We start from the raw sequence: 12816 nt of genomic DNA, 5'->3' as shown, positions 1-12816 counted from the left end.
GCTGCGGCTCGTTCTCCAGCGATTCCACCCGCGTGGCGGGGATCTGTGCGTCGTGGAAGAGTTCGGCCATGCGCGAGGCGGGGCCGGGACCTTCGGTCGCCACGACCACACGCCATTGGTCGCGCACGCGGGAGCCGATGAACTCCATCATTTCGGCTACATCGCCCTGGTAACCCCTCGGCTCCCTGGCCGCGATGGTCAAGGTATCGATGTCCAGCACGGTTTCGTCGTCGGGGTTGAACGAGGTGATGGACCACCACGACACCTGCTGCTGTCCGGCCGTCGCCCGGGTGTCCGCCAGCGAGCGGAAGCCGGCCTGCTCGAGATCGCCCTGCAGCGCCAGATCCAGCGGTGCGTCCCCGCCCTCGGAGGCCGTTGCCCACGCGGCAGCCAAAAACTCGTCGTTCGTCGTCTCCAAGTCGTGTGCGCGGCCGCGCACTTTCTCCGGCTCAATAACGACGGCGATGGACCCGGGCGGCAACTCCCCGACGAACGGCACCATGGCATCCACCAGCACCGGAGACAGCGATTCCATGCCCTCGACTGCCACGCCCCCGGCGATCTTCTCCAGCATGTCCGCCGCCGCCGGCATCTTGTCCTTGAGCTTTGCGGCACGGCTCATGACCGACGGAGTGATCAGCAGCTCCCGGCACGGCGGAGCGTACAACCGGGACGGGTGCTTGACGTTCTCGCCGGCCAGGGACCGCTGGTCCGCCACGGCGAACCAGCGCATCGATTCGACTTCGTCACCGAAAAACTCGATCCGCACCGGGTGGTCGTCGGTGGGCGAAAAGACGTCCAGGATTCCGCCGCGGACGGCAAACTCGCCGCGCCGGCTCACCATATCCACACGGGCATAGGCCGCTTCGGACAGCCGCCGGACGACGTCGGTGAAAGCGATTTCATCGCCGATAGCCAGCGAAACCGGCTGCAGTTCCCCCAGCCCCTGCACCAGCGGCTGCAGCACGGCGCGCACCGGTGCCACCACCACCCGCAGCGGCGCGGCACCGTCGTCGTGCTTGAGCCGGCGCAATACCGACAGTCTGCGCCCCACCGTGTCCGACCGCGGCGACAGCCGCTCGTGCGGCAAGGTCTCCCAGCTGGGGAATTCCTCGATTGATTCATCCGGCAGATAGCTGCGCAGTGCCGCTGCGAGGTCTTCGGTCTCGCGCCCTGTCGCCGTCACCGCGAGCACCACGCCGGCTCCAAGGTTGTCCCCTGGGGCGGGGTCTTGGGGCCCGCCAGCCTCCAACCCCTGAACCATCTCGGCCAGCAACGCTGCCCGCAGTCCGGGCGGTGCACCGATCTGCAGATCCTCGCTGCGCTCGTCCACCGGCCGGGCCGCCTGCCGCCGTACCTTCGCGAACGATTCGTCCTGGGCGAGGGCCGTGCGCAGTCCGTTCAGGCTCATCTTGTTCCATCTTCTTCCGGTGGGGGCACAACACGAATACCCTCCAGTTCGGCGGAACTGAGGGTCAGGGAACCAACTTTACCGCGCACAGTAGGATGGATGCTGGCCCAACCAGTTCCGAGAACCCCGGGAGTCTTCATGGCGCTCAGCGCTTCCACCACTCTTTCCTACCCAGCAGCCAAGGTCACCGAAGCTTTCACTGACGAGGCGTTCCTGCGCCACATCAGCGAACTGGTCGGTGGCACCTTGGAGTCCGTGCAGCGCGACGGCGACGTGTCGGGTGCCTTCACCCTGACCGTGGTCCGCAAGGTTCCCAGCGCGCGGCTGCCGGAAATCGCCAAGAAGATGCTGGGCGACTCGCTGACCATCACCCAGACGGAGCGGTGGCAGGCACCGGCGGCCGACGGCTCCCGCACCGCTGACGTCAGCATGAAGGTGGCCGGAGCCCCGGTGGACGTCAACGCTGTTCAGCAGCTCGTCGCGGACGGAGACTCCACCCGGGTGGACCTCAGCGGCGATGTGAAGTCTTCCATTCCGTTCCTGGGCGGCAAGATTGCCGCTGCCGCCGAGCCGATGCTGGGCAAGGCCCTGAACATCCAGGCGCAGCAGGCCGACGCCTGGCTGTCCGGCCGAGTCTGATCCGGGAGCCGCCGCAGTGAATATTCCGGCCGTCCTGGCCTGGGTACTGATCCTTGCCGGGGTCTGGGCTTTGCTGGTCTGGACACCGCATCTTGTCCGGGTCTCGAAGGATCCCCGCTCCAAAGACGAGCAGGGTGCGATGACCCGCTACTTCACCATGGAGTTCATGAAGGCAACCACCTCCATGATCCTGGGCATCGCCACCTTGGTGATCGGTGCCCGCGGACTAGCGGGTTAGTCCACGAGCCACAGCAGGGGCCGGTCAGCGTGCGCTGCCCGGCCCCTTAGCGTGTAGTCAGTTCGCCGCCAGCAAGGCTTCCTCCAGCGCAACCCAGGCCAGCATCGCGCACTTGACCCGCGCCGGGTAGCGGGAGACGCCTGAGAGTGCGGCCGCGTCACCGAGGATTTCCTCGTCGGCCTCAACAGTCCCCCGCGAACGCATCAACTCGCGGAAGTTGTCCACCACGTTGAGCAGTTGCTCCCGGTCCATGCCCTGCGCCAGGTCGCTCAACACCGAGGCCGAAGCCATCGAGATGGAGCAGCCCTGGCCATCCCAACTGACGCCGGACACGGTCGGGCCGGCGACGCCGTCGTGCACTGCCGCCCGCAGAGTGATCTCATCGCCGCAGGTGGGATTGAGCATGTGCGACTCACCCGATTTGTCGCCGGGCGGCGGATCGGCCAGTGGCGATCCGTACCGTTTCTTCGCGTGGTCCAGGATGATCTGCTGGTACAACTGCTGCAGTTCCGCGCTCACCTCAGTTAACTCCAAAGAACGGACGGACCCCGGCGACGGCCTCGAGGAACGCGTCGACGTCGTCCGTGGTGTTGTAGAGATACGTGCTGGCCCTGGTGGTCGCCACCAGGCCGAGGCGCCGGTGCAGCGGCTGGGCGCAGTGGTGGCCCACGCGCACGGCAATGCCCTTGTCGTCCAAAAACTGCCCGACGTCGTGGGCATGGACGCCGTCCACATCGAACGCGGCCAGCCCGATCCGTTCAGCGCCCGCGGCGGGGCCGAGCACCCTGACGCCGTCGATGGCCGACAGCCCGGCGACCAGCCGCTGGCCCAGTTCCGCCTCCCACGCATGGATCCGGTCCATACCGGTCTCCTTCAGGTAGTCGACCGCCGCGGCCAGGGCCACAGCCTGCGAGATGCGCTGCGTCCCGGCTTCGAAGCGCTGCGGGGACGGCAAATATTCTGCCTTTTCCATGGTCACGGTGGTGATCATGGAGCCGCCGGTCAGGAACGGCGGCATGGCGTTAAGCAGTTCCGCCTTTCCGTACAGCACGCCGATGCCCGTGGGCCCCAGCATCTTGTGCCCGGAGAACGCTGCGAAGTCCACGTCCAGCGCCTTCACATCCACGGCCATGTGCGGCACCGACTGGCACGCATCAAGCACGACGACGGCGCCCGCCTGCCGGGCCAGCCTTACCAGGTCCTCCACCGGGTTGATGGTCCCGAGGACGTTTGAGGCATGTGTGAACGCCAACAGCTTGGTGCGCGGACCGATGACCTCCCCGGCCACGTCGAGGCGCAGCGCACCGGCGTCGTCCACCGGGATGTAGCGCAAGGTGGCACCGGTGCGAAAGGCGAGCTCCTGCCAGGGGATCAGGTTGGCGTGGTGCTCCATCTCCGTGACCACCAGCTCGTCGCCGGGCCCCAGGGCAAAACGCGAGGCTGCTTCCCCGCCCCGGCCGGCGCTGGCGTTGGAGAAGGCATACGCGACCAGGTTGATGGCTTCGGTAGCGTTGGAGGCCCAGACGACTTCGTCGAGGCCGGCATTGATGAACCGGGCGACCGTATCCCGCGCGTCCTCAAAGGCGTCCGTGGCCGAGACCGCGAGCATGTGGGCTCCGCGGTGGACTGCAGCGTTGCGCTGTTCGTAGTACTCCTGCTCGGCCTCCAGTACGGAGAGCGGATTCTGCGACGTGGCTCCCGAGTCCAAATAGACCAGAGACTGGCCGTTCACCTGCTGGTGGAGGATCGGGAAGTCGTTGCGGATGCGCCGCGCTTCGGCATTGTCGATCATGCCGGCGGCATGCTTGAGCGTTGCGGGAGTGGAAACCACAGACACCTGGGGGTGCTCCTTGGATCGATGGCTGGAAGCAGCTTGTCCCGGAGCGACTCAACCGGGCCGACAATACGCAAGACAAGTCTGCGCTAATCATCCCACTTCGCCCGGCGTCGGTCACCTGAGCCATGCCTTACCCACGGGGTTTCGGCCGCCGCGAAACGGCGCTTGCCGGCGCAAGGCCTGTCCGGAGCGGCTATACAAAGTCGCGCGGACTCGTTAGAAACGAATGAAGGACAGTCGTCATCGCCAGACCTTCAGGAGCCTGATGCCCGAACATTCCCAGACACCAAACCGTGCTGAATTGCGCCGTGTAGCCGAAGAATCGTTCGGGTGGGACGTCCTCCGCGAAGGGCAACTGGACGCCATGGCTGCAGCAGCCCAAGGCGAGGACGTGCTGGCCGTGATGCCCTCGGGACACGGAAAGTCGGCTGTCTACCAGGTGCCGGCCGTCGCGTTGCCGGGCACCGCCGTCGTCATCTCTCCCCTGATTGCGCTCCAGTACGACCAGGTGGATGCCATCAACGCGAACTTGGGCGCAGGGCGTGCCGTCGCCGTTAATTCACAGGTGCGGGCCGCCGCCACGCAGGCGGCGTGGGACGCCGTCGGGAGCGGCGAGGCGAAGTTCCTGTTCCTGGCTCCGGAACAACTGGCCCGGGAAGAAACCATGCAGCGTCTAACGGAGCAGGACATCTCGCTGTTCGTGGTGGACGAGGCTCACTGCATCTCCTCCTGGGGCCACGATTTCCGGCCCGACTACCTGACGCTGACCTCAGTGGTGAAGCGACTGGGACACCCGCCCGTCGTCGCGTTGACCGCCACCGCTTCGCCGCATACGCGGACGGAGATCATTGAGCGGCTGGGCCTGCGGGATCCGTTCATCACGGTGCAGAGTTTCGACCGGCCGAACCTCAATCTTCACGTCCTGCGTCACCAGGAGGACCGCGGCAAACGGCGGGCCGTGGTGGACCAAGTAGCGGAACTGGGCGGACCGGGTCTGCTCTACACGGCCACCCGCAGGGATACCGAGAGATACGCTGCCGAGCTGGCCGAGCGCGGCCTGCGGACCGCCGCGTACCATGCCGGGCGCAAGGGCGCGGACCGGGAGGCGATCCATGAACGCTTCCAGGACAACGGGGTGGATGTGGTCGTGGCCACTTCCGCTTTTGGCATGGGAATCGACAAGCCCGATGTCAGGTTCGTTGTGCACGCGGATATCCCGGATTCACTTGACAGTTACTACCAGGAGATCGGACGTGCCGGACGGGACGGCGATCCAGCGCAGGCCATTCTGCACTACCGCTCGGAGGATCTGGGGCTGCAGCGGTTCTTCGCCGGGGGCGCCCCCGACCCGGACGAGCTCGCGGCGGTCTTCAGCGCCGTCCGGGACCACGGGCCGCTCCGGCCCGCCGAGCTGCGCGAACACACCGGGATGACGCAACGGAAGCAGTCCCGCCTGCTCAACCTGCTGGAGCACAGTGGCAGCCTTGCGGTAAACCGCAAGGGTTATCGCGCGGTCGGTGGGGCTGACGCGACAGCGGTTGCGGAGAAGGCACTGCTGGAAGCGGACTCGCGGCACCGGATTGACGAGTCCCGGATCGAGATGGCCCGCGGCTACGCCGAGACGGATCGCTGCCGCCGCGACTGGTTGCTGAATTACTTTGGGGAAGAAACCGACGGCTATTGCGGCAATTGCGACAACTGTGAGGCTACATCCGAAACCGAGGTTGAAGCGCGTGAGGCGGAAATGCCCGAGGGTTTCGAAATCCAGCGCCCGGTGAAACACCGCGAATGGGGGGCTGGCATCGTCATGGGCGCCCAGCCCGACCGCATCACGATTCTGTTCGATTCGGTCGGCTACAAGGACATCGCGCTTTCGGCCATTGAGGCGGACGAGGGTTTGTTGAGGTAGGTACGTCTCTCCGGCAGCGGCAGACCCCCGCCGGCTGGTTGCCGGCGGGGGTCTGCATGCTGCCAGTTGCTGCCTCCTACGGCGTGGCCGGGCGGATCACGATGGTGCCCATCACGGCGTTCGCGGTGGCGCTGTCAGCGGTAGCGGTCAGGCCGCCGGCGCGGGTACCGGTCACCGGCCCGTTGCTGTCGGCGACCAGCCAGCTCAGGTGCCCGGTGCCGGTACCGGCGCCGGTCTGGCGTACTGTCACGCCAGCCGGTGCGGCCCAAGACGTCGTTGATGCGGTCTTGTCCGCCCAGTACGAGAGCACCCAGTCCCCCGCCGCCGCGGCCATCACCGGCGTGGTGTGCGTGGCACGGCTAACCGTCTCTGGCTCGAACCCGAAGGACGCGCCACTGATCTGCGCTCCGCGGTAGACCGTGACTGCCAGCGAACCACGCATGACCGCAGCGGTGCGCACTGTCACCGTCGCCCCGGCATCCTGGGCGGTGGCAACCTTCGAGTACAGCACGGAGCGCATCGACGTCGTCCCGGCCTCCGCAGCCACGTTCCATCCCGTGGGAGCAGTCATTTCGACTGTGCCCGAGTTCGCCGAGAACGCGGCCACCAACACGTCACCGGGTGCTACTTGCGCCGGCAACTGAACGCTGTGGCTGGTGGTGGACGCTGTATTGGAGCTCGCCACCGAACCCACGAAGCCTACCTTGGCAGTGGGATTCGGTTCCGAGGAACCCGTCACTGTCACAGTCCGGGTCACCGAATTGGTTGCGCCGGCCGCGTCCGTGACAGTCAGCGTCACTCCATAACTTCCCGCCGCAGCGAAGGTGTGCGAAAACACCTCGCCCGTGGCCGAAGGACCACCCGTGACCCTCCAGGCGTATGAGGCGATTGCGCCGTCAGGATCCGTTGAACCGGTCCCATCGAACACGCAGGTCAACCCCTTGCATTCCTGCGTGAACGCCGCCACCGGCGCCCGGTTGGCTGGTGGAGGCGTCGAAGTGCTGGTCCTGGCGATCAGCGACTGCCCGGCCCAGTTCGTGCCGTCCCTGCCCGGGCCGCTGACAACCGTCGTGGATCCGGACACCCTGCCGTCCAGGCCGGCTGATTCGTTCCAGTTCACGGCATTAAGGTTGCCGTTGGCGGAGGCCCAGTAGAGCGTATTTCCGGCCAGGAACATCCCGCGGACGTTGCTCCAGTCCACGCCGCCCACCGGTCCGGTGATGACGTGCTGCTGGGCGCCGACCGTGTCCGTGTCCAGCTCGAAGTAGCGCATGAACAGGTTTGGCTGGCCGGCGACCGTGTAGTACATCCGGCCGTTGGAGTAGAACAGTCCAGTCATACCCTGGAGTTCCTGCCCCAAGTTGGCCAGCTTGTAGCTGGAGGTTTGCCGGCCAAATGCAGCCAAATCCGTCCTGTTCAAGTTCCGCAGGTTGAGTTGCCCAGCCGCCCCGATCTGTGTTCCGTTGAAGGACCGCTTTTGCAGGGTGCCGTCGGACATGGCCAGGAACAGGGAACCGTTGGCCACGAATCCGCCGCGGACGCCGTCCCACCCGACGTTGCCGGAGGGCACGCCAGCGCCGGGGACTGCCCTGGTGCCGTCGAAGTAGAGCTGTTGCACGTTGCCCGGGGCGCTCTTGATCACGTCAACCGGAAGCTGCGGCGCGCTTGCCGTCGCCATTTGATACCCCGACGCCAGCGGGAAGTACGCGATGCGGCCGCGATACTGGCCTCCCGCGATCCGGTCGGTGTCTGATCCGGCCCAGAGGCCGGTGGCGGTGGCCAACAGGTCAAAGACGCCGCGTCCACGGTCGCGGCCCGGGTTCCACGCCAGTGCCATGCCGTTGACGGCATTCAGCACGCCGATGCCTTCCCGGTTTTCCGCACCGGGTCCGGCCGCGTCGCCGACGAACGGGTTGTTGGTCCAGCGGTTGTGTCCTCCGAAGTAGATGTGCGTGCCGACATTTTCCAGGGCGTAGATGCTGTCCCCGCCTACCCAGTTGATCCAGGTCGGATCGAGCTGCTGGCCAGTGGCTTTAGTTTCCCAGCGTGTGATGCTGTCACAGAGGCTGGGCGGTCCCGAGCCGTAACCGCCAAACGTCGAAACGGCCACATGTGATCCGTCCGGGGCGAAGTCCAGGTCGTTCACGTAGTAGGCCCGTTGGAAGTTGCAGCGCGCGTCGTACCGGTCCGTGTGCCACGTTTGGTCCACCGTTGCGCTGGTGCCGCCCAGGTTGATCTTGGCAATCTGGTTCCGGTCCGCTCCATTGACCGTGGCGAAGTGGCCGGTGATGAACATCGAGGCGCCGTCCGGTGTCGTATCGAACTTGTGGACGAAGACGTTGACGCCGGCATCACCGCTGCCGGTGGCGCCGCCGACGAATTCAAAGTTTACGGCCGGGCGCAGCGCCCCTGTCGTTGGGTCCAGTTCGGCGAGTTTGCTGCGCTGCTGGCCGCCGATGCTGTCGAATTCGCCTCCGATGAACAACCTGTTGCGCACCAGTTTCATGTCGTGCACGACCGAGACAATCTGCCCGGGATTGAAGCTGGTGATCCGCGCGCCGTTGTTCAGCGCAAGCCTGGTGACTTTCGTGACGCTGGCTCCGTTCAAGGTTCCAAACTGGCCGCCGACGTACAGCGACTGCCCGTCGGCCGACACCACCAGGCTGCGGACCGTGCTATTGAAGTTCGGGGCAAAGGTGTTGCTGATTGCCCCTGTGTTCTTGTTGAACGCGACGATGCGGTTGCGGGTCAGTTCGGGGCCGCCGGTGCTCGCCTGGACCCGTGTGAACGAGCCGCCGAGGATGATCATGTCCCCCGCTTCCGCGATGGAGAACACGATGCCGTCGAGCACGTGCGGTGTGTAGTTAACGGGATTTGCCCGAACAATCTGGCGGTTGTGGTTGACGTCCGCGGCCGTGGCCGCGCCGGGCGCTGCCAGCCCCATGCCGGCGATCAGCAACAGTCCGGAAAATACCGATAAGAATCTTCGCATTGTTATTCCTGTTCTCCCCCCGTACCGCTATCGCGGCGGAATAGCTGCGGTCCCTCATCGGCGAGCCGGACAAAGAGCTCCGAGACCAAAGAAAAGACCCTAGGCTGGACCAATATTGCCCGGGAATAAAGAGCGGGGAAACACTTGGCGGCGCTGTCCCCATACCAGTTCTTCGTCCGCTCTACTCGGATTCCCCTGACCGGGTACGGGCCGGATACTTGCTCCCCAGCACCCCAGTAACGGCATTGGGGATAACGGGTATTTGAAACCTTTATTCTGCCGCGACTCCCGCCTTACGATCGGGTCAGTTTCGCCGTCGGTACTTTCCGGGGGTCGGTACACGCGTTCTTGAGGTTCATCTGGGGGGAAGCATGAAAAGAACGATTGGCCACGCTTGCGCCGCGCTGGGCTTGGTTTTGGCTATGTCCGCTTGCAGCAGCGATGCTTCCGTCCGCGCGCTGGGAAGCCAGCCAACTACGGACGGCGCGTCCGCCGAAACCTTGCCGGAAGCGGCCGGCTCTGATGCCACAGTCGGCGCAAAAAGCGGAAAGGGCGCCACGGCTGCACCCACCCCCTCCACAGCGCCAAGCGCTGCCGCCCGTCCAACAAACCCTCCTCCATCGAAAGATCCATCGCTGGGGCTGAAGCTCAACCCACACGGCAATCTCCCGGCCAAGGTCGGCCAGGCAGGCGTGCTCGGCGAGTCAACCGGCGACAAGTTCGCCGAGATGGAGGCCCAGGAAATTCAAGCGGACTTCACCTGCACCGCCGACACGGCCCAGCCGAGCATTAACGGCCAATTCGTCGCCATCCATTTTTCCGTGAAAGCGCACCCGGAGTTACCTGAAGCAGGCTGGCCCTATTTCGCGATGTCAGTCCATGATTTCCGCGCATGGGACGGCGACGGCGAGCAGATTGCAGATCCGGTGGGCAACAGCGCCGGCTGTGTGGATGAGACAGAACTCCTGCCCAGTCCGGTGGATCCCGGCGGTGACGCCGAGGGGCTGATCATTTTGGATGTCCCGGAGGGCGACGGCTCAGCGTCGTTCCGGATGGGAGGCTTCGAAGGCGCCTACGGCTGGGAATGGGCCTGGTAGAAACCACATACGGCACGGGGGTGCATTTTGGAGTTGGGGACAAAATACAGGGGCGGGTTGTTGCGCCCCGTCGGCAGTGCAACGTCGAATGGTGTGCGCCGAGGAGGGCTGCCGCCAGACCATTCCTGGCCGTTTGTGCTGTTCTTTGCAGGCTTTCCAATCTGGTGGCTGATGGGCTTCGGGGTGCTTGGCTTCCTGCTGATGGCCGTTCCGCTGTCTTATTACTTATTGCGGCGGCGTGCAATCCAGGTTCCGCACGGCTTTGGGATCTGGTTGTTGTTCCTCGCGGTGCTTGCCATGGGGGTCATCGTGCTGTGGATACCGGTGCCCGGACTCCTGCCGGAATCAGGAGTAGAAAGAATTTTTCCATGGGCTTATCGTCTGGCGTGGTTTGTGGCCGTGACTGCGGTGATGCTCTACATCGGCAACACGACTGAGCGTGAACTCCCGCGCAAGCGCATTGTGCTGCTGATGGCCTGGATGTTCGTCATCACCGTTGCCGGCGGGTACGCCGGAAAGTTCTTGTACGGGTTGGATTTCCCGTCACTTCTGGAAATCGTGTTGCCGAACCAGCTCACCTCGAACACCTTCCTCCACAGCCTCATCAACCCGGGGATGGCCCAGGTGCAGGACATTCTAGGGTTCGACAACCCGCGGCCGAAGGCCCCGTTCGAGTATGCAAACTCCTGGGGAGCCAACTTCGGACTGTTCCTGCCGTTCTTCGTATTGTCCTACACCTATGCGCGCTCCTGGATACAGCGCGCTCTTTGGGCCGCAGTGCTTGTGGCTGCCGTCCCGCCCGTCATTTTTTCGCTGAACCGGGCACTGTGGATGGGGCTTGGCGTCCTGGTGCTGGTGGTGGGTATCCGGCTGCTGCTTTGCAGGAAGCTGATTTATGTGGCTCTGCTGGCAGCTGGCGGGCTTGCTGCCGTGGCGGCGCTGGTGCTGACGCCGTTGGGACGGCTCGTGGTGGCTCGGTTGGACACCCCCCACAGCAACAAGGGCAGGGGCAATTTGGCCGAAATCAGTGTCACAACTGTCCTGGAGAACTCTCCGGTCATCGGTTTCGGTGCCCCGCGGACGCGGCAAAACAACTTCAATTCGATCGCCAGCGGGGCTACCCCGGACTGCAGCCAGTGCTCGCCGCCGCAGCTGGGCACCCAGGGTGCGCTCTGGTACCTCATCGTTTGCACCGGGGTGCTCGGGCTCCTGCTGTTCCTCTGGTTCATCGTGCACCGCTATCTGCCCGCGCTGCGAACGCGCGACAGGGAGTCCGCCGCCATGCTCTACGTCGGCGTGTACTTCCTGTGCGTGCTGCCGTTCTACGACACGATAGCCGCGCCGCTCATGACGCTGATGATCGGCATGGGGCTGCTGTGGCGGCGGGAACTGGATCAGCATCCGTTACTTCCTGCACTGCCCGAAACAGGTCGCAGGACCCCACCGGAAGAGGACCTGTCATGAAGACAACACGCCGCAGCGCGGTGCTGCAGGATCTGGTGACCACCCTGGAGCAGCTGTTCCCTGGCTCGGTGGTCACCGCTGGCCTGGCCAAGGACGGCCAGCGGGCCTTCCGCCTGGTGCCCGGGCCACGCCGTCCGCGCATGCTGGTGCCGGCCGGTTCCCGTGCGGCCGCGGCCGACTCGGTCAACCGGCCGAGTGCACACGACTCGTTCCGTCGGTCGCTTCAGCGGCGAATGCTTTCAACCGCGCTCGGGTCACCACTGGGCGGGGCTCTCATGCCCTTCGGGCTGAACGTGACACCAGAGACCGGTTCAATCAGCGACTATCTGGCGGAAACGCTCGGTGTCCCCGTGGTGCTGTCCCTGATGGTGGGGTCCCGAAGGGCCAATCGCAAACCTGTGTTGAACGTGCACACTGAGGACGGGCTGGAAATCGGATTCGCCAAGGTCGGGATGAACGAATTGACGAACCATCTTGTGGACCACGAACACCATGCGCTGCAGACACTGGCCACCGCCGCGCCAACCGAATTCACCGTGCCCGAAGTCATCCACCACGGCAGGTGGCGCGGCAACGCTGTGCTCTTGATGACCGCGCTACGCCCGGTCGGGAGACGGACACAGCGCGGGGTCCCGCTGGAGGCTGCAGCAGCTATTGCAGCTACCGCGCCGGTGCAAAACTGCGCTGTGGAAGCCAGTGAGTGGTACAACACGCTGCGTCAGGACGTGCTGGTGCTGCACACCACCAGGGAGAGCGCGCTGCCGGAACTTCTTGCAGCCTTCGGTGAGCGCTTCGCCGGCCTTGAGCTGCCGTTCGGCGCGTGGCACGGCGATTTCGGTGCTTGGAACATGGCCGCAACCTCCGGCCCGCCGCTGGTGTGGGACTGGGAACGGTACGGCCAGAGAGTCCCCCTGGGCATTGACGCCGTCCACTACGTAACCCACCCCGCGCTGCGGACCATTGACGATCCGGGCGCCGCGCGCCACAGCCTGGTCCGATGCCGGCCAGCCCTTGCACGGGTGGTCGATGCAGCCGCGGGCCCGGCCCATGCCGGCGACCCTGCCGTACTGGATGCGCTCGTGCTGGGCTACCTCCTGACCATCACCGCCCGGTTCACCCTCGATAGCTTGACCACCGACGGGGCGGCAGTGCGCGCCCTGGCGCGCTGGCACTTGCGGGTCCTGGCCGATCAGATGGGGCAACCTGCCCTGACCTTCCACAATTGAGGA

Annotated in this window: 9 protein-coding genes and 1 pseudogene; 6 read left to right on the top strand and 4 right to left on the bottom strand. The window is 65.2% G+C overall.

Annotated elements, in window-relative coordinates; all coding sequences use genetic code 11:
- A pseudogene (locus tag AC5RWT_RS13930) lies at window positions 1-1411 on the bottom strand (transcription-repair coupling factor); the annotation flags it as partial.
- 138 nt (window positions 1412-1549) lie between these two features.
- On the opposite strand from AC5RWT_RS13930, the gene AC5RWT_RS13925 reads away from it, so the two are divergent.
- Complete coding sequence (locus AC5RWT_RS13925) at window positions 1550-2050, top strand: DUF2505 domain-containing protein (RefSeq protein ID WP_494080704.1); 501 nt, start codon at window positions 1550-1552, stop codon at window positions 2048-2050.
- A gap of 16 nt (window positions 2051-2066) precedes the next feature.
- Window positions 2067-2288, top strand: a complete 222-nt coding sequence (locus AC5RWT_RS13920) for an SCO4848 family membrane protein (protein ID WP_494080701.1) — start codon at window positions 2067-2069, stop codon at window positions 2286-2288.
- A 57-nt stretch (window positions 2289-2345) separates the two neighbouring features.
- Here the strand turns inward: AC5RWT_RS13920 and sufU are convergent, their stop codons facing one another.
- Both sufU and AC5RWT_RS13910 read right to left on the bottom strand, forming a co-directional pair.
- Entirely contained in the window at window positions 2346-2807 is a 462-nt protein-coding gene (gene sufU / locus AC5RWT_RS13915; protein ID WP_494080700.1) for a Fe-S cluster assembly sulfur transfer protein SufU, read from the bottom strand.
- A gap of 1 nt (window position 2808) precedes the next feature.
- A complete protein-coding gene (locus AC5RWT_RS13910) occupies window positions 2809-4125 on the bottom strand; it encodes a cysteine desulfurase (protein ID WP_494080699.1) in 1317 nt (438 codons plus the stop codon).
- A gap of 265 nt (window positions 4126-4390) precedes the next feature.
- On the opposite strand from AC5RWT_RS13910, the gene AC5RWT_RS13905 reads away from it, so the two are divergent.
- Entirely contained in the window at window positions 4391-6034 is a 1644-nt protein-coding gene (locus AC5RWT_RS13905) for a RecQ family ATP-dependent DNA helicase (RefSeq protein ID WP_494080698.1), read from the top strand.
- A gap of 76 nt (window positions 6035-6110) precedes the next feature.
- Here AC5RWT_RS13905 and AC5RWT_RS13900 read toward each other — a convergent pair whose 3' ends face one another.
- On the bottom strand, window positions 6111-9026 hold the full coding sequence (locus AC5RWT_RS13900; protein ID WP_494080697.1) for a PKD domain-containing protein: 2916 nt from the start codon (window positions 9024-9026) through the stop codon (window positions 6111-6113).
- A gap of 371 nt (window positions 9027-9397) precedes the next feature.
- Between AC5RWT_RS13900 and AC5RWT_RS13895 the strand changes: the two genes are divergently transcribed.
- From AC5RWT_RS13895 to AC5RWT_RS13885, 3 genes are read left to right on the top strand one after another with little or no spacing between them, the layout of a single operon-like run.
- On the top strand, window positions 9398-10123 hold the full coding sequence (locus AC5RWT_RS13895) for a hypothetical protein (protein WP_494080696.1): 726 nt from the start codon (window positions 9398-9400) through the stop codon (window positions 10121-10123).
- A gap of 57 nt (window positions 10124-10180) precedes the next feature.
- Window positions 10181-11587: a hypothetical protein gene (locus AC5RWT_RS13890; RefSeq protein WP_494080695.1), complete on the top strand. Its 1407-nt coding sequence runs from the start codon at window positions 10181-10183 to the stop codon at window positions 11585-11587.
- Window positions 11584-12813 carry a hypothetical protein gene (locus tag AC5RWT_RS13885; protein WP_494080694.1) on the top strand — a complete coding sequence of 410 codons (1230 nt, stop codon included), beginning with the start codon at window positions 11584-11586 and terminating at the stop codon, window positions 12811-12813. The genes AC5RWT_RS13890 and AC5RWT_RS13885 overlap by 4 nt, the downstream gene beginning before the upstream one ends.
- The last annotated feature ends 3 nt before the right edge of the window (window positions 12814-12816 follow it).

The organism is Arthrobacter sp. Dra40 (genome assembly GCF_059091905.1).
The sequence above is the reverse complement of the archived record's forward strand: the minus strand, read 5'-3'. Positions and strand labels throughout refer to the sequence as shown.